Genomic DNA, 17,158 nt, shown 5'->3' with positions numbered 1-17,158 from the left:
GCGCTACTCGTCCCCTTCCACGCCTTTCGCTGCGTTCAGTGTACGGGTCCCACCACGCGGTGGCCGACTGGATTACCGGCTGCGCCGACCGGGGTACGGGGTGCCACGGGGACCGGGTCGCCGGACGATGCGCCGGGTACTGCGGATTACCGGGCGGAGAGAGGGGCACAACGGTGAAGACCGGCTTCTCCTGCGGGCAAGCCGGGCGAATCGGGCGGCGTGCCCCGTTGCCGCGTGACCGGAGTCGATTTATCGTTCCGGCACGATTCGCGTGCAAGATCACAATATGTGAAGGGGCCGCGGCCATGGTGGCTAGGAAGACCGCCGTCACGAAGACCACGGCGGCGAAGAAGGCCGCCAGGACCACATCGGCCACGGCGGCGGCCGGCACCCCTGCCAAGGCCCCCGCGAAGAAGACCGCGCAGCAGACGGCCAAGAGGGCGGCGAAGCAGACGGCGACCAGGAAGACCGCCAAGAAGGCGACGGCGAAGTCAGGAGCCGCGACCGCGACGAAGAACGCGACCGCGACCAAGAAGGCGACCGCGACGAAGAACGCGACCGCGACCAAGAAGGCGACCGCGACGAAGAACGCGACCGCCGCCAAGGCCGGGCCCTCCCCCTCCGCGCGGAAGGCTGCCACCGGCAAGAACGCCACCAGCGGCAAGAACGCCACCGGCGGCGAGAAGGCCACCGGCGGCGAGAAGGCCACCGCGACCGCCCAGGCGGCCGCCAAGTCCACGGGCAGGAAGAGCGCCGCCAAGGCCGCGACCAAGGCCACGGCGGGGAACGGCGCCGGCACCAGGGCCGCGGCGTCCCGCGCGACGGCCCGGAAGCCGGCCGCGCGCAAGAGCACAGCCCAGACCACAGCCCAGAAGGCCGCACCGGCCACGAAGGCGGTGCCCGCGAAGAAGACAGGAGCCGAGACCATGGCTGCCAAGAAGACTCCGGGTGAGGCGTCGGCCGGTCAGAAGGCCACCGCGACGGCGACCGCCGTCCCCAAGGCGCGCACCGCCGCCCCCGGCGAGCTGGCCGTACGTCCTGGTGAAGAGCCCTGGTCGCCGGCCGAGGTCGCGGAGGCCCGCACCGAGCTGATGGACGAGGCGCACCGGTTGCGCACCGAGATCCTCGCCTCCGAGGAGGCGATCACCGGGCTGATGCGGGACTCCGGCGACGGCGCGGGCGACGACCAGGCCGACACCGGCACCAAGAACATCACGCGAGAGCACGAGCTGGCCCTGGCCAGCAACGCCCGCGAGATGCTGCTCCAGACCGAGCGCGCCCTGGAGCGGCTGGACGCCGGGACGTACGGACTGTGCGAGAACTGCGGAAGCCCGATCGGCAAGGCGCGGATGCAGGCGTTTCCCCGTGCCACGCTGTGTGTGGAGTGCAAGCAGCGACAGGAGCGGCGCTGACCGTTCGTACGGACGTGCCGTACTCTCGTCCTCAGCCAGGTGGGCGCCTTGGCGCCGGACGCAGACGTTGAGGGACTCACGTGACAGAGGCGGAGCAGGCCATCGGTACGCCGAACCCCGAGAGGGCTGAGAAGGGCGACGAGGCCCGGCCGGTCGGTGACGCCACGAGCGGCACCCCGGGCCGGGGCGGTCGGCGCATCGGCGTGCTGCTTGGCGTGGCCGCCTTCGCCTACCTCCTCGACCTGGTGAGCAAGGTGTTCGTGGTGGCGAATCTCGAGCACCACGCGCCGGTCGAGGTGATCGGGGACTGGCTGCAGTTCGAGGTGGTCCGCAACCGCGGCGCCGCCTTCGGCTTCGGCGAGGCGATGACCATCGTCTTCACCGTGATCGCGGCGAGTGTGATCGTCGTCATCGCGCGGCTCGCCCGCAAGCTCTACAGCGTGCCGTGGGCGATCGCCCTCGGCCTGCTGCTGGGCGGCGCCTTCGGCAACCTCACCGACCGCGTCCTCCGCACCCCCGGCGGTCTCCAGGGCGCGGTGGTGGACTTCATCGCGCCCGCGCACTTCGCGGTCTTCAACCTGGCCGACTCGGCGATCGTCTGTGGCGGCTTCCTGATCGTGATCCTGTCCTTCCGTGGGCTGGATCCGGACGGAACGGTGCACAAGGACTGAGGACGGGCCGTTCTCCGGGGGTCCGGGAGCGCGGGCGGCGAGGACTGATGTACGAGGTGCCGGGCGCGGTCCGGCATACTCGACGGGTGAGCACGATTCCCGAGATCCGCACCCTGCCCGTGCCCGACGGCCTCGAAGGTGAGCGCGTCGACGCCGCCATCGCCCGTATGTTCGGGTTTTCCCGAACCAAGGCCGCAGAGCTCGCCGCGGCGGGCAAGGTCCAGCTCGACGGCAGCCTGGCCGGGAAGTCCGACCGGGTCTCCGGCGGCGCCTGGCTCGAAGTCGAGATGCCGCAGGCCGCGCCGGCGGTGCGGATCGTCGCCGAGCCCGTCGAGGGCATGGAGATCGTGCACGACGACGACGACATCGTCGTGATCGTCAAGCCGGTCGGCGTCGCCGCGCACCCGAGCCCCGGCTGGTCCGGCCCGACCGTGATCGGCGGCCTGGCCGCGGCCGGCTACCGCATCTCCACCTCCGGCGCCGCCGAGCGCCAGGGCATCGTGCACCGCCTCGACGTCGGCACCTCGGGGCTGATGGTCGTCGCCAAGTCCGAGCGCGCCTACACCCTGCTCAAGCAGCAGTTCCGGGAGCGCACGGTCGACAAGCGCTACCACGCGCTGGTGCAGGGCCACCCGGACCCGCTCAGCGGCACCATCGACGCCCCCATCGGCCGCCACCCCACGCACGACTACAAGTGGGCGGTGACGGCCGAGGGCAAGCCCAGCGTCACCCACTACGACCTCATCGAGGCGTTCCGCGCCGCCAGCCTGCTCGACATCAAGCTGGAGACCGGCCGCACCCACCAGATCCGGGTGCACATGTCCGCCCACCGCCACCCCTGCGTCGGCGACCTCACCTACGGGGCCGACCCCACCCTCGCCAAGCGGCTCCGGGTGAGCCGGCAGTGGCTGCACGCGGTGCGGCTCGGCTTCGAGCACCCGGACGACCGCGGCTGGGTCGAGTTCGAGAGCGCCTACCCCGACGACCTCCAGGGCGCGCTGGACACCGTGCGAGCGGAGAGCTCGTGACCGCAGCCGCGGACGCGGCGGGCGGCGGACTCCGCCCGGGCCAGGTGATCCGGCGCGTCGACGACGGCGACCTGACCGGCTGCCACGCGGTGCGCCGGGAGGTCTTCGTCGTCGAGCAGCGGGTCCCCGAAGAGCTGGAGATGGACGCCTACGACACCGAGGCCGTCCATCTGCTGGCCACCGGGCCCGACGGACGTCCGGCGGGCACCGTCCGCTTCCTGTACGGCGCGGCGGCGGACCGGAAGTACGGGCACACCGGCATCGACGGCGGGACCACCGCCGCCCTCGGCCGTCTCGCGGTCGGCCGCGCCGCGCGCGGCACCGGCCTGGGGGCGGCCCTGGTGCGCGCCGTCGAGGCCGAGGCGCGCCGGCTCGGTCTCTCCGGTGTCTATCTGGAGGCCCAGACCCAGGCCGTGGGCTTCTACGAGCGGCTCGGCTACACCGCGTACGGCCCCGAGTTCCGGGACGCCGGCATCCCGCACCGGGCGATGCGCCGGGCGCTGTGACCCCCGCCGTCTGACCCTCCGCGCGTCGTCACCCGGCACGGCGCGTCCCCGCGGCCGGCGGCACGGGCGGCTCGCCGTCGGTGCCGGCTGGCACGATGGGAGTGGCCGCGATCTTTCGCGCGGCCGCGTAACCGACGCGTACCAACCCCGCACTCCATCGAACAGCTCTCGACCAGGGAAGTGGCAGCCGTGGCGCCCTCTTCGACGATTCTCCTCCTGCACTCGGCCTTCGGCCTGCGGCCCGCCGTGCACGCCGCCGCCGACCGGCTGCGCGCCGCCGGGCACGAGGTCCACGTGCCCGACCTCTACAGCGACCAGCCCGTGCGGACGGTCGAGTCCGTCGAGGAGGGCATGGAGATCAAGGACAGGATCGGCAAGGAGGAGCTGCTGCGCCGGGCCGTGGCCGCCGCCGCGCCGCTCTCCGACCGCGGCGTGGTCTACGCGGGCTTCTCCCTCGGCGGCTCGATCGCCCAGAACCTCGCCCTCGCCGACGACAAGGCCCGCGGCCTGTTGCTGCTGCACGGCACCTCGGACCTGGCGGAGGACGCGGCGACCGACGGGCTGCCGGTGCAGCTGCACGTCGCCGACCCGGACCCGTTCGAGCCGCACGACTGGCTGAACGCCTGGTATCTGCGGATGCAGCGGGCCGGCGCCGAGGTGGAGATCTACCGCTACCCGGGGGCCGGTCACCTCTACACCGACCCGGACCTGGCCGACTTCGACCCGGAGGCCGCCGAGGCCACCTGGAGGGTGGCGCTCGGCTTCCTCGCGGAGCTGTAGCCGGCCACAGCCGACCTCAGCCGGCGGCTACGCCGGCCGGGCACGAGCGCCGGCGGGGGCGGCCACGGGCACCGGAGCCGCCCCGCTCCGCGTTCAGCGGACCGGCCGGTCCACCCGCTCCACCCGCTGGGTGCCCGAGCGGGTGCGGTACGAGCGCGCCCAGGAGGCCGTGGCGCCGGGGTCGGTCCTGTCGGACAGCGTGTAGTAGTCCATCTGGGTCCGCTCGGCGGTGACGTCGAGCACGCCGTAGCCGTGCGAGTCCATGTCGACCCACTTCACATGGCGGTTGGCCGCCTTGATCGCCGTCGCGGCGACCAGCGACAGGGTGTGCGGCAGCACGTGCAGCAGGTCGTCGATGTTCTCCGAGGTCACCGAGGTGACCACGAACTCCGTGGCGGCCGACCGGGACAGCGGGTAGGTGGCGGCCTTCACCGGCACGTCGTTGGCCCATGCCATGTGGATGTCGCCGGTGAGGAAGACGGTGTTGTCGATGCCGCGGTCGGTGAGGTGGGCCAGCAGCTCACGCCGGTCGTCGGTGTAGCCGTCCCACTGGTCGACGTTGATCGTCAGGCCCTCCTTGGGCAGCCCGAGGAGCTCGGCCAGCGGCTCCAGCACCGCGGCCGGCACCGAGCCGAAGGCGACCGGCGAGATCATCACCGAGGTGCCGACCAGCTTCCAGGCGGCGTCCGAGGCGGCCAGCCCGCTCTTCAGCCAGTCCAGTTGAGCCCGGCCGGTGAGGGTGCGCTCCGGGTCGTCGACCTTGCCGCTGCCGGGGGACGCCTGCTGCGAGCGGAACGAGCGCAGGTCGAGCAGGTGCAGATCGGCGAGGGTGCCGAAGCGCAGCCGCCGGTAGGTGGTGCCCGCCACGGACGGCCGCACCGGCATCCACTCGAAGTACGCCTGCTTGGCGGCGGCCACCCGCTCCGCCCAGCCGCCCTCGACACCCGACGTGTGGTTCTCCGCGCCGCCCGACCAGGCGTCGTTGGCGAACTCGTGGTCGTCCCAGATGGCGATGACCGGGTGGGTGCCGTGCAGCGCCTGGAGGTCGGCGTCGGTCTTGTAGTGGCCGTGCCGGGTGCGGTAGTCGGCGAGGGTGGTGATCTCGTGGGTGGGGGAGTGGCGGCGGACGGTGTACTTCTGCTCCGGGTACTCGCCCGTCCGGTACTCGTAGATGTAGTCGCCGAGGTGGAGTACGGCGTCCAGGTCGCGGCGCGCGGCGAGGTGGCGGTACGCGGAGAAGTAGCCGGCCTCCCAGTTGGCGCAGGAGACCACGCCGAACCGGACGGAGCTCGCGGCCGCACCATGGGCGGGGGCGGTGCGGGTGCGTCCCACCGGGGAGGTCACCCCGCCCGCGGCGAACCGGAAGTAGTAGGCGCTCGCCGGCCGCAGGCCCCGGACATCGGCCTTCACGGTGTGGTCGGCGGCGGCGGTCGCGGTCACGGTGCCGTGCGCGACGACGGTGCGGAACGCCTGGTCCTCGGCCACTTCCCAGGAGACCTCGGTGTCGACTCCGATCCCCGAGCCGGGCTGAGCCCCCGGCTCGGGGGTGATCCGGGTCCACAGCAGGATTCCGTCCGGCAGCGGGTCGCCGGAGGCGACGCCGTGCAGGAAGGCGGGGCCGGAGCCCTCGGCGTGCGCGGTGCCGGCGCCGGCGGCGAGCGGGAGCAGGGCGGCGGTGGCGGCGACGGCCGTGACCGCGGAGCGGCGCGATATGGGGTCAGGGGGGTTCACGGCCGCTGACCTTACTGGCAAGTAAGGAAAGAGAACAGAGTTCGGGCGGGCGAACTCCAAGAGTTCGCCCGCCCGTTAACCGACGGACGCCGACGGCCGCCGGATGTGACCCGCTTTCAGGCGGTTACTTCTTGGGGAACTCCTTGTCGGTCACCTCGACGAACGACGGCAGGTCCAGGATCGCCCCGCCGCTCTGCTGGTCGCTGGACTCCAGGATCTTGCCGTTGTGCCGGAAGGTCGGGGTGCCCCGGACGCCGTTCTTGCCGAAGAGCTTGCCCATCTCCAGCGCCCACCGGTCGTAGGTGCCGTTCCGCACGTCCTTGTCGAACGCCTTGTTCTTCTTGAGCGCCTTCACCTGCTGCGCGATCTCGATCAGCCGGTCGTCTTCCGAGAAGGCGTCATCCCGCTCGGAGGGGTGGTTCTCCTTGGAGAAGAGCGCCTTCTTGTACTCGATGAACGCCTCGGGGCTGACGTTCAGGGCGGCGCCCAGCGCGCTGACGGCGTTCTTGGAGCCGACGCCGCCGGCCATGTCGGGCGAGTCGATGAAGTTGAACAGGACGTACCGCACCTTGTAGCGGCCGTCCTTGACGTCCTTGAGCATCTGCTCGCCGGCGGACTGCTCGAAGCCCGCGCAGGCCGGGCAGCGCGGGTCCTCGTAGACCTCCAGGGTCTCCTTGGCGTCCTTGTTCCCGATGACGATGTCGCCGTTCTTGCCCGTGGTGTTCGCGGGCTTGACGAACTTGGCGGTCTTGGCCTTGTCCCAGGCGCTGTCGGTGCTGCTCTTCTTGTTCATGTTCGACACGGCGACGCCGATGCCGCCGGCCACCGCGAGGACGACGACGATCGCGCCGGCCACCGTCAACTGGCGACGGACCTTGTCCTTCTTGGCCTGGCGCTCCCGCTCGGCGCGCATCCGCTCGCGAGCCGCCTGCTTGTTGGCGTGGCTGTTCCGGTTACTCATGATCGTTTCTTCTCCGTCGGATGTCACGTGTGCGTGAGAATGCTGGGTGATGGCGGTGTCCGCGGCCGGAGCGGGTGCTCAGACGGCCGGGGCCGGGCACCGGGGTGGCCCGCGACGCACGACGGAGTGCACCAGGAGGGGAAGCGCGGGGGCCGTACGGTCGCGGTGGACCGGGCGTACGGGCGGGCGCTCGGTGGCGGTGGCCGCGGCTACCGCGGCCACCGCCATGAGGAGCGGTCGGAAGGTGAAGGTGGCGATCGCGCGGAGCAGTTGGCCGAGGGCGGCCTCGCCGCGTCGGAGCCAGGCCGCGGCGGTCAGGCCGACGGCGATGTGCGCCGCCAGCAGCAGCCAGGGTGAGACGCCGACGCCGTTGATCGGGGCGCCGCCGGACAGATGGGTGAGCGGGCTGCCGACACCGCCGCCGGCGCAGACGAAGTCCACCCCGACGACGCGCAGCGGCCCGGTCACCGGGCCTCCGGTGGGCCCGTAACAGGCGTGCTGCCCGCTGGTGAAGGCCGTGTCGGCGGCCAGCTCCAGCGGCACCAGGAGCGCGGCGATCTGCCAGAAGCCGCGCTCGCGGCCGGCGAGCGCGTAGGCGATGGCGAAGACCGTGGCGCTGAGCGCGCCGACGACCGTGACCGGGATGGGCACACCGGACAGCAGGACGTGCGACGCGGCGGACAGCGTCACGCACAGCGCCGTGAAGAGCGCTGCGCGTGCCGCCCGCAGGTGAGTCGCTGAGATGTCCATCGGCGCGTAGTGTGCCATGCCGTGTGTAGGTCGCGCGTCAAGACCGCGCGACCGCGCGGGGCGCGAAGCGGTCGAGACCGGCCCGCGCCCGGTTCCCCCCCCCGTCCCGGTCGAGCGTCAGAGCCCCGGGATCCGGCCGTTGCGGAACAGGTCGACGAAGATCTGGTGGTCGGCCCGGGCCCGCGCGCCGTAGGAGTGCGCGAAGTCCACCAGCATCGCGGCGAAGCCCTCCTCGTCGGCGGCGATGACCGCGTCGATGGCGCGCTCGGTGGAGTACGGCACCAGGGAGTGGCCGCTCTGGTCGTCGGCGGCCGCGTGCATGGTGGCCGTCGCCCGCCCCAGGTCCGCGACGACCGCGGCGATCTCGGCCGGGTCGTCCAGGTCGGACCAGTCCAGGTCCACCGCGTACGGCGACACCTCGGCGACCAGCTGCCCGGCGCCGTCCAGCTCGGTCCAGCCCAGCCACGGGTCGGCGTGCGCCTGGAGGGCGCGCTGCGAGATCACCGTGCGGTGGCCCTCGTGCTGGAAGTAGGAGCGCACCCGCGGGTCGGTGATGTGCCGGGAGACCGCCGGGGTCTGCCCCTGCTTCATGTAGATCACCACATCGTTCTCCAGGGCGTCGCTGTTGCCCTCGAGAAGGATGTTGTACGAGGGCAGCCCGGCGCTGCCGATGCCGATGCCGCGGCGGCCGACGACGTCCTTGACCCGGTAGGAGTCGGGACGGGTCAGGCTGGAGTCGGGGAGGGTCTCCAGATAGCCGTCGAAGGCGGCCAGGACCTTGTAGCGGGTGGCCGCGTCCAGCTCGATGGAGCCGCCGCCGGCCGAGAAGCGCCGCTCGTGGTCCCGGATCTCGGTCATCGACTCCAGCAGCCCGAAGCGGGTGCGGGAGCGCGCGGCGCGCAGCGCGGTCAGCAGCGGGCCCTCGGCGGTGTCCAGGGTGAAGGGCGGCTGCTCCCCGTCGAGGCCCTCCTGGATCCCGGAGGCCAGGGCGCGGACGCGCTCCCGGTAGGCGGCGGCGTAGGTCTCCACCAGGGTGGTGATCTGCTTGTCGCTGAGCGCCTTGGCGTAGCCGATGAGCGCCACGGAGCCGGCGAAGCGCTTGAGGTCCCAGGTGAAGGGGCCGACGTACGCCTCGTCGAAGTCGTTCACGTTGAAGACCAGCCGGCCGTTGGCGTCCATGTAGGTGCCGAAGTTCTCGGCGTGCAGATCGCCGTGGATCCACACCCGGCTGGTGCGCTCGTCCAGGTAGGGGCCGCGGTCGCGCTCGCCCTCCAGGTCGCTGTAGAAGAGGCACGCGGTGCCCCGGTAGAAGGCGAAGGCGGAGGCCGCCATCTTGCGGAACTTCACCCGGAAGGCCGCCGGGTCGGCGGCGAGCAGCTCACCGAAGGCGGTGGCGAAGACGGAGAGGATCCGCTCCCCCCGCTGTTCGACGTCCGTCACGGGGACGTGCTGATCCGACATCGCCGGGTGCCTCCTGGGTGCTGACGCGTAAGACAGGTGTTCCATCGCTGACAACGGCTGAGGCTACTCCTGAGTGCCCGGAGGCTGTCGGTGCGGAGGGGTACTCTTCAAAGCTGTCTCTTCCACCCGTCATCGAGCGTTCGCCGGAGGTCTTCCGTCGTGGCCAAGCAGCCGTTCACGCACCTGCACGTGCACACCCAGTACTCGCTGCTGGACGGTGCGGCGCGGCTCAAGGACATGTTCACGGCCTGCAACGACATGGGCATGACCCATATCGCGATCACGGACCACGGCAACCTGCACGGGGCGTACGACTTCTTCCAGCAGGCCACCTCGGCCGGGGTGACGCCGATCATCGGCATCGAGGCGTATGTGGCGCCCGAGTCCCGGCGCTACAAGCGGAAGGTCCAGTGGGGCAAGCCGCACCAGAAGCGCGATGACGTCTCGGGTTCGGGTGGTTACACCCACAAGACCATCTGGGCGGCGAACAAGACCGGTCTGCACAACCTCTTCCGGCTCTCCTCCGACGCCTATATGGAGGGCTTCCTCCAGAAGTGGCCCCGGATGGACAAGGAGACGATCTCCCAGTGGTCGGAGGGGCTGATCGCCTCCACCGGCTGTCCCTCCGGAGAGGTGCAGACCCGGCTCCGGCTGGACCAGTTCGACGAGGCGCTCAAGGCGGCCTCGGACTACCAGGACATCTTCGGCAAGGGCCGGTACTTCCTGGAGCTGATGGACCACGGCATCGAGATCGAGCGCCGGGTCCGCGACGGGCTGCTGGAGATCGGCAAGAAGCTCGGCATCCCGCCGCTGGTCACCAACGACTCGCACTACACCTACGCCAGCGAGGCCGGCGCCCACGACGCCCTGCTGTGCGTGCAGACCGGCAAGAACCTCTCCGACCCCGACCGCTTCCGGTTCGACGGCACCGGCTACTACCTGAAGTCGACCGAGGAGATGTACGCCGTCGACTCCTCCGACGCCTGGCAGGAGGGGTGCGCCAACACCCTGCTCGTCGCCGAGCAGGTCGACACCACCGGCTGGTTCGAGAAGCGCGACCTGATGCCGCGCTTCGACGTGCCGGAGGGGTACACCGAGGTCACCTGGTTCCGCGAGGAGGTCAACCGCGGCATGGCCCGCCGGTACCCGGGCGGGGTCCCGGAGGACCGGCAGAAGCTGGCCGAGTACGAGATGGACGTCATCATCCAGATGGGGTTCCCGGGGTACTTCCTCGTCGTCGCCGACTTCATCATGTGGGCCAAGAACAACGGCATCGCGGTGGGCCCTGGCCGTGGCTCCGCGGCCGGCTCGATCGTCTCGTACGCCATGGGCATCACCGACCTCGACCCGGTCGAGCACGGACTGATCTTCGAGCGGTTCCTCAACCCCGAGCGCGTCTCCATGCCCGATGTCGACATCGACTTCGACGAGCGTCGGCGCGGTGAGGTCATCCGGTATGTGACCGAGAAGTACGGCGCCGACAAGGTCGCCCAGATCGGCACCTACGGCACCATCAAGGCCAAGAACGCGATCAAGGACTCCGCGCGGGTGCTCGGCTACCCGTACGCGATGGGCGACCGGATCACCAAGGCGATGCCCGCCGACGTCCTCGGCAAGGGCATCCCGCTCTCCGGCATCCTCGACGAGAAGCACCCGCGCTACAGCGAGGCCGCCGAGGTCCGCGGGATGTACGAGAACGAGCCGGACGTCAAGAAGGTCATCGACACCGCGCGCGGCATCGAGGGACTGGTCCGGCAGATGGGCGTGCACGCCGCCGGCGTGATCATGTCCAGCGAGCCGCTCGTGGACCACGCGCCGGTGTTCTCCCCGAAGAACGACGGGGCCGTCGTCACCCAGTGGGACTACCCGACCTGTGAGTCGCTGGGCCTGCTGAAGATGGACTTCCTGGGCCTGCGCAACCTCACGATCATGGACGACGCCGTCAAGATGGTGAAGGCCAACAAGGGCGTCGACCTCCAGCTGCTGGAGCTGCCGCTGGACGACCCCACCACCTATGAGCTGCTGTGCCGCGGTGACACCCTGGGCGTCTTCCAGTTCGACGGCGGCCCCATGCGCGCCCTGCTGCGCATGATGAAGCCCGACAACTTCGAGGACATCTCCGCCGTCTCGGCCCTCTACCGGCCGGGCCCGATGGGCATGAACTCGCACATCAACTACGCGCTGCGGAAGAACGGGCAGCAGGAGATCACCCCGATCCACCCGGAGCTGGAGGAGCCCCTCAAGGAGGTCCTCGACATCACCTACGGCCTCATCGTGTACCAGGAGCAGGTGCAGAAGGCCGCCCAGGTGCTCGCCGGGTACTCGCTGGGCCAGGCCGACCTGCTGCGCCGCGCGATGGGCAAGAAGAAGCAGGAGGTCCTGGACAAGGAGTTCGTCCCCTTCCAGGCGGGCTGCCGCGAGCGCGGCTACTCGGACGAGGCCATCCAGGCGGTGTGGGACGTGCTGGTCCCCTTCGCCGGATACGCGTTCAACAAGGCCCACTCCTCCGCGTACGGGCTGGTCACCTACTGGACCGCGTACCTCAAGGCCAACTACCCCGCCGAGTACATGGCGGCGCTGCTCACCTCGGTGCGCGACGACAAGGACAAGTCGGCGGTCTACCTCAACGAGTGCCGCCGCATGGGCATCAAGGTGCTCCCGCCGAACGTCAACGAGTCCGAGGCGAACTTCACCGCGCAGGGCGACGACGTGATCCTCTTCGGCCTCACCGCGGTCCGCAACGTGGGTCAGAACGTCGTCGAGTCGATCATCCGCTGCCGTAAGTCGAAGGGGAAGTACAACTCCTTCCCCGACTACCTCGACAAGGTCGACGCGGTGGTCTGCAACAAGCGCACCACCGAGTCGCTGATCAAGGCCGGCGCCTTCGACGAGATGGGCCACACCCGCAAGGGCCTCACGGCGCACTACGAGCCGATGATCGACAACGTGGTCGCGGTGAAGCGCAAGGAGGCCGAGGGCCAGTTCGACCTCTTCGGCGGCATGGGCGGGGAGGACGGCGCCGACGACGGCCCGGGCTTCGGTCTGGACGTGGAGTTCTCCGACGTCGAGTGGGACAAGACCTATCTGCTCGCCCAGGAGCGGGAGATGCTCGGTCTCTACGTCTCCGACCACCCGCTCTTCGGTCTGGAGCACGTCCTCAACGACAAGACCGACGCCGCCATCGCCCAGCTCACCGGCGGGGAACACGCCGACGGCGCGATCGTGACCATCGGCGGCATCATCTCCGGCCTCCAGCGGAAGATGACCAAGCAGGGCAACGCCTGGGCGATCGCCACGGTGGAGGACCTGGCCGGCTCCATCGACTGCATGTTCTTCCCCGCCACCTACCAGCTGGTGTCCACCCAGTTGGTCGAGGACGCCGTGGTGTTCGTGAAGGGCCGACTGGACAAGCGGGAGGACGTGCCGCGGCTGGTCGCCATGGAGCTGATGGTGCCGGACCTCTCGGAGGCGTCGGCCAACGCCCCGGTGACGATCACCATTCCGGCGCTGAAGGTCACCCCTCCCCTGGTGGAGAAGCTGGGTGAGGTGCTCTCCCACCACCGGGGCTCGACCGAGGTGCGGATCAGGCTGCAGGGCGCCCGGAAGACCACGGTGCTGCGGCTGGACCGGCACCGGGTCACCCCGGACCCGGCCCTGTTCGGCGATCTCAAGGTGCTGCTCGGGCCGTCCTGCCTGGGGGCTTAGCGCCCCGCTTCGAACTCAGGTGTACGCGAGGGGCGCGCCCGGTGACGGGCGCGCCCCTCAAGCGCTGTGTGGCGCGAATGCGTTGTGGCCTAGTTGTGGCCGAAGCGCTTCTGACGTCCCTTGTGGGCCACGCTGGTGGGCGAGGAGTGCTGCGGCATCCCCTGCTCCGAGGGGCTCTCCATCGAGGACGACGTGGTGTGCTCCGGCGAGTGCTGCGCCGCGCTGCGGGTCTGCTGCTGCCTGCGCTGCTGGTTCTTGTTCTTGGCCATGACTGTTCTGCCTCCAGTCGGGGTCGTTCCCCTGGAAAGACACCCTGTCATGACGGGGCATATCGTGCATTTCGGGCAATTACCGTGAGTGAGAAGCGGGCTTGTCGGGGGTAGGCCGTATCCACCACGCCGTTGATCCAGTTCGAACTGATAACCCCCGTACGGTCGGGCAGACTCGGAGAGAGCCGAAGGCGGCAGGGCACGGCGTGCCGGGGGGCGACCACACGTCCGTACTTCAGAAAGAGGGTGGAACGTGGACCGCTGCGTCGTCCTGGTGGACGCCGGGTACCTACTGGGCGCCGCGGCGAGCCTGCTCGCCGGAGAACCCGTCCGCTCCCGCATCTCCGTCGATCACGCGACCCTCATCCACGGCCTGCGCGAACGCGCCGAGGCCGACACCGAACGCCCGTTGCTGCGCATCTACTGGTTCGACGGCGCCCCCGACCGGGTCCCCCAACCCGAGCACCGGCGGCTGCGGGTCATGCCCCGGGTCACCGTCCGGCTGGGCGCCCTGACCCGCAGCGACGGCCGGCTGGCACAGAAGGGCGTCGACGCGGCGATGCACGCCGAGCTCACCGAACTCGCCCGTAACCGCGCCTGCTCCGACATCGTCCTGGTCACCGGCGACGGCGATCTGCTGCCCGGCCTGATGTCCGCCAAGGAGCACGGCGTCGCCGTCCACCTGTGGGCCGTCCAGGCCGCCGACGGCGACTACAACCAGTCCGAGGACCTCGTCGCCGAGGCCGACGAGCGACGGGTGCTGGACCGGGCCTGGATCACCCAGGCGGTCCGCGCCAAGGAGCCCAGCGCGCCCTGCGCCCCCGCCCCCGGCACCCGGCCCGAGATCGCCGCCATCCTCGCCGCCCCGCTGCCCGAGACCACCAGCGCGGCCGCCGCGGGTGCCGTCCCCGGCGACCGGCCCGCCTCCCGCAACGGCGGTGGCCGGTCCGCCGCCGTCGCGGAACGGGCCACGGACGCCACCGAAGCGGCCGCCTCCCGCCCCGCGGACAGCACCGCCGAGGCGGGGGCGGGGACCGCCGGCCGAGGCGTGCCCACTCCCAAGGACCTCGCCGGCCTCGGCCGCGGACCGGCCGGCACCGCCGACCGCCAGCCCGTGCCCAGCGCCACCCTCCGCTGGTCCTCCGACAAGGGCTGGATCGAGCGCGGCACCGGCCTCGGCGAGCCGCCCGAGACCGCCTGCCTGCCGATGCTGGCCCAGCTCACCACCGCGGAACAGCGCTGGGCCGACCGGGAGGAGGACATCACCGCGGTCAGCGGCGACCCTTTCGAGGTCGGCCAGGTCTTCGCCCGCCGCTGGATCGAACGCCTCTCCGACCCCCAGCACCGGCAGCAGCTGTCCCACGAGTACCCCCGCATCCCGCACCGCATCGACGGCGAGCTGCTCCGCTACGCGGCCCGGTTCGGTCTGCTCGCCCACAAGGACGACCAGATCGACGAGCACGACCGCTATGCGATCCGGGCCGGCTTCTGGCGTGAGATCGCCCCAGCGGGGGAGTAGCGGCACGCGCCCGCCCTGGAGGGCGGCCCGCGGCGCGTCGACCCCGTACGCCGCCGCGGGAAGCCCGAACGGCGTATCCGGCGGCGCCCGTCCGGCCGCGAGCGGCGTCCGGGGCGGGGCCGCCCGACGCGGCTCCCGCCGGGGGCGGTCGGCACCGCCGGTCTCCGCAGCCGTGGTGGCGCGCCCCCGTGGCGGGACGGAGGGACGGCCGGCGCTCGGGCCCGACGGGGCGGTCCGGGTTCGGGGCGCCCCCGATCGTCCGTCACGGCGCGCGCCGAACTGTCATGAGGTGAGCCGAATCCGTGCCCCGAGGCCGAGCGTCGACGTGAGGGCGCGTACCCTCGTAGCTCGTGAGGACGGGCGCGAAACAGGTGGCGGGCGGCGAAGCGGTGTGTACCGTGCGCGGCCTGGTCAAGACCTATCCAGCCGCGCGCTCGCGTCGGGGGGTGCCGGCGGCGCCGGCGGTACGGGCGAGCGACGGAGTGGACCTCACCGTCGAGCGGGGTGAGGTCTTCGGACTGCTGGGGCCCAACGGGGCCGGAAAGACGACGCTCGTACGGCAGCTGACGGGCCTCCTGCGGCCCGACGAGGGCAGCGTCGAGGTGCTCGGCCACGATCTCGTACGCCACCCGGAGCGGGCGGCGCGCCTGGTCGGATACCTCGGACAGGAGTCCTCGGCGCTCGACGAGCTGACCGTCTCGCTGGCGGCCGAGACGACCGGACGGCTGCGCGGCCTGGACGCGCGCGCGGCCCGCGCCGAGCGGGACGCCGTCCTGGACGAGCTGGGGCTGACGGAGATCGCCGGGCGGCCGCTGAAGAAGCTGTCCGGCGGCCAGCGCCGGCTGGCGTGCGTGGCCGCGGCCCTGGTCGGCGAGCGGCCCCTGCTGGTGCTCGACGAGCCGACGAGCGGCATGGACCCCATCGCGCGGCGCGCGGTGTGGACCGCGATCGACCGACGCCGCGCCGAGCGCGGCACCACCGTCCTGCTCGTCACCCACAACGTCATCGAGGCCGAGACCGTCCTGGACCGGGTCGCCGTCATGGAGCGCGGCAAGGTCATCGCCTGCGACACCCCGGCCGGCCTCAAGGCGCTGGTCGCCGACGAGGTACGGGTCGAGCTGGTGTGGCGCACCGACGCCCCGCTGCATGTGCCGGAGGTCGCCGCGCTGCGCGACAGCGCGCGGGAGTCCGGCCGGCGCTGGCTGCTGCGGCTCGCCCCGGAGGAGGCGCGCGCCGCCGTCGCCGCCGTGACCGGCGGCCCGGCCTTCGCCGCGCTCGACGACTTCACCCTCGCCACGCCCAGCCTGGAGGACGTCTACCTGGCGCTGGGCGGCCACGCCGAGGGCAGGGAGGGGCTGGTGAAGGCATGACCCGCCGCCGTGCGGGCGGCCCGCGCCGCGCGCCCGCCGACACCTCCGTGCCGGGTGCCCGGCCACGCCGGCCCCGCCCCGTCCGACCGCAGTGACCGCACCGAAGAGGAAGAACTGAAGAGGAGCCGCGCAACGTGACTGCCGTGCCTCTGGAGGCCCCGCCCCGCGACCGCACCCGTTCGCGGTCCGGCGCCGGCGCCGCCCGCGAAGCCGCCCCGCTCGCGGCGCGGGCGCGGCTGCTGCCCTCCCTCGCCGCCGTCTACCGGGCGCAGCTCTCACGGGCCCGGGTGGCCCGCATCCCGCTGCTGTTCGTGGCCACCTTCCAGTCCGTCGGGATCATGATCCTGATGCGCGGGGTGGTCGACGGCGGCAGCGAGGCGCGCGCGGTGGTCGCCGGCTCCAGCGTGCTGGTGGTGGCGTTCGTGGCGCTCAACCTGCTGGCCCAGTACTTCGGCCAGCTGCGGGCCAGCGGCGGACTCGACCACTACGCGACGCTGCCGGTGCCCCCGGCCGCGGTGGTGCTCGGCGCGGCGGCGGCGTACGCCTCCTTCACCGTGCCCGGCACGGTGTTCACCGCGGTGGCGGGCAGCCTGCTCTTCGGGCTGCCGCTCGGCCACCTGTGGGTGCTCGCCGTGGTGATCCCGCTCTCCGGTGCCGCCCTGGCCGGGCTGGGCGCCGCGCTCGGCCTGTTCGCGCCACGGCCGGAGCTGGCCACCCTCTGCGGCCAGCTGGGCATGTCCGCCGTGCTGCTGCTGGGGGTGCTGCCCGCGGAGCGGATGCCCGCGGTGGTGTCGTACGCGCGCGATCTGCTGCCGTCCACGTACGGTGTGGAGGCGCTGGCCCGGTCCTTCGACGCGCGGCCCGACTGGCTGCTGATCTGTGCCGATCTGGGCGTGTGCGCGGGGGTCGGTGTCGTCTCGCTCGCCGCCGCCACCTGGGCCTACCGCCGGGCTGCGGTGCGGTGACCCGACACACAGTGGCCCTCCTGCCGACAT

Annotated in this window: 14 protein-coding genes; 9 read left to right on the top strand and 5 right to left on the bottom strand. The window is 71.7% G+C overall.

The window, feature by feature from the left end; translation table 11 throughout:
- Positions 1-305: 305 nt before the first annotated feature.
- From CD790_RS20295 to CD790_RS20275, 5 genes are all read left to right on the top strand, one after another.
- Positions 306-1,412 (top strand): TraR/DksA C4-type zinc finger protein, encoded by a 1,107-nt coding sequence (locus CD790_RS20295; RefSeq protein ID WP_144384700.1) that lies wholly within the window; start codon positions 306-308, stop codon positions 1,410-1,412.
- An 80-nt stretch (positions 1,413-1,492) separates the two neighbouring features.
- Entirely contained in the window at positions 1,493-2,083 is a 591-nt protein-coding gene (locus tag CD790_RS20290) for a signal peptidase II (RefSeq protein WP_144384699.1), read from the top strand.
- 86 nt (positions 2,084-2,169) lie between these two features.
- Positions 2,170-3,111 carry an RluA family pseudouridine synthase gene (locus tag CD790_RS20285; protein WP_144384698.1) on the top strand — a complete coding sequence of 314 codons (942 nt, stop codon included), beginning with the start codon at positions 2,170-2,172 and terminating at the stop codon, positions 3,109-3,111.
- Between the two features lie 44 nt (positions 3,112-3,155).
- Positions 3,156-3,617 (top strand): GNAT family N-acetyltransferase, encoded by a 462-nt coding sequence (locus CD790_RS20280; protein ID WP_144384819.1) that lies wholly within the window; start codon positions 3,156-3,158, stop codon positions 3,615-3,617.
- Between the two features lie 189 nt (positions 3,618-3,806).
- Entirely contained in the window at positions 3,807-4,397 is a 591-nt protein-coding gene (locus CD790_RS20275; protein WP_144384697.1) for a dienelactone hydrolase family protein, read from the top strand.
- 93 nt (positions 4,398-4,490) lie between these two features.
- Here CD790_RS20275 and CD790_RS20270 read toward each other — a convergent pair whose 3' ends face one another.
- The 4 genes from CD790_RS20270 to CD790_RS20255 all read right to left on the bottom strand — a co-directional run bounded on the left by CD790_RS20270 (position 4,491) and on the right by CD790_RS20255 (position 9,300).
- The gene (locus CD790_RS20270; protein ID WP_144384696.1) at positions 4,491-6,128 is read right to left on the bottom strand and encodes an alkaline phosphatase; all 1,638 of its coding nucleotides are present in this window, start codon (positions 6,126-6,128) and stop codon (positions 4,491-4,493) included.
- Positions 6,129-6,252: 124 nt separating this feature from the next.
- On the bottom strand, positions 6,253-7,089 hold the full coding sequence (locus CD790_RS20265; protein WP_144384695.1) for a thioredoxin domain-containing protein: 837 nt from the start codon (positions 7,087-7,089) through the stop codon (positions 6,253-6,255).
- A 78-nt stretch (positions 7,090-7,167) separates the two neighbouring features.
- Entirely contained in the window at positions 7,168-7,839 is a 672-nt protein-coding gene (locus CD790_RS20260) for a hypothetical protein (RefSeq protein ID WP_144384694.1), read from the bottom strand.
- A 117-nt stretch (positions 7,840-7,956) separates the two neighbouring features.
- Complete coding sequence (locus tag CD790_RS20255) at positions 7,957-9,300, bottom strand: DUF2252 domain-containing protein (RefSeq protein ID WP_144384693.1); 1,344 nt, start codon at positions 9,298-9,300, stop codon at positions 7,957-7,959.
- A gap of 159 nt (positions 9,301-9,459) precedes the next feature.
- On the opposite strand from CD790_RS20255, the gene dnaE reads away from it, so the two are divergent.
- The gene (gene dnaE / locus CD790_RS20250) at positions 9,460-13,005 is read left to right on the top strand and encodes a DNA polymerase III subunit alpha (protein ID WP_144384692.1); all 3,546 of its coding nucleotides are present in this window, start codon (positions 9,460-9,462) and stop codon (positions 13,003-13,005) included.
- Positions 13,006-13,094: 89 nt separating this feature from the next.
- Here the strand turns inward: dnaE and CD790_RS20245 are convergent, their stop codons facing one another.
- Positions 13,095-13,274 (bottom strand): hypothetical protein, encoded by a 180-nt coding sequence (locus CD790_RS20245; protein WP_144384691.1) that lies wholly within the window; start codon positions 13,272-13,274, stop codon positions 13,095-13,097.
- A gap of 253 nt (positions 13,275-13,527) precedes the next feature.
- Here CD790_RS20245 and CD790_RS20240 point away from each other — a divergent pair, with 253 nt between their 5' ends.
- From CD790_RS20240 to CD790_RS20230, 3 genes are all read left to right on the top strand, one after another.
- The gene (locus tag CD790_RS20240) at positions 13,528-14,793 is read left to right on the top strand and encodes an NYN domain-containing protein (RefSeq protein ID WP_144384690.1); all 1,266 of its coding nucleotides are present in this window, start codon (positions 13,528-13,530) and stop codon (positions 14,791-14,793) included.
- Between the two features lie 389 nt (positions 14,794-15,182).
- Entirely contained in the window at positions 15,183-16,163 is a 981-nt protein-coding gene (locus tag CD790_RS20235) for an ABC transporter ATP-binding protein (RefSeq protein ID WP_144384818.1), read from the top strand.
- Between the two features lie 134 nt (positions 16,164-16,297).
- Positions 16,298-17,128: an ABC transporter permease gene (locus tag CD790_RS20230; protein WP_144384689.1), complete on the top strand. Its 831-nt coding sequence runs from the start codon at positions 16,298-16,300 to the stop codon at positions 17,126-17,128.
- Positions 17,129-17,158: the final 30 nt, after the last annotated feature.

The sequence above is a fragment of the Streptomyces sp. SAJ15 genome, assembly GCF_007595705.1.
Lineage (GTDB): Bacteria > Actinomycetota > Actinomycetes > Streptomycetales > Streptomycetaceae > Streptomyces.
Note: the sequence above shows the minus strand (reverse complement) of the source record. Positions and strands in the feature narration are given on the sequence as shown.

Bases quoted from the DNA above. Each gene is read 5' to 3' on its own strand.
- CD790_RS20295 (WP_144384700.1), top strand. From the start codon at position 306: ATGGTGGCTAGGAAGACCGCCGTCACGAAGACCACGGCGGCGAAGAAG.
- CD790_RS20265 (WP_144384695.1), bottom strand. From the start codon at position 7,089: ATGAGTAACCGGAACAGCCACGCCAACAAGCAGGCGGCTCGCGAGCGG.
- CD790_RS20260 (WP_144384694.1), bottom strand. From the start codon at position 7,839: ATGGACATCTCAGCGACTCACCTGCGGGCGGCACGCGCAGCGCTCTTC.
- CD790_RS20255 (WP_144384693.1), bottom strand. From the start codon at position 9,300: ATGTCGGATCAGCACGTCCCCGTGACGGACGTCGAACAGCGGGGGGAG.
- CD790_RS20245 (WP_144384691.1), bottom strand. From the start codon at position 13,274: ATGGCCAAGAACAAGAACCAGCAGCGCAGGCAGCAGCAGACCCGCAGC.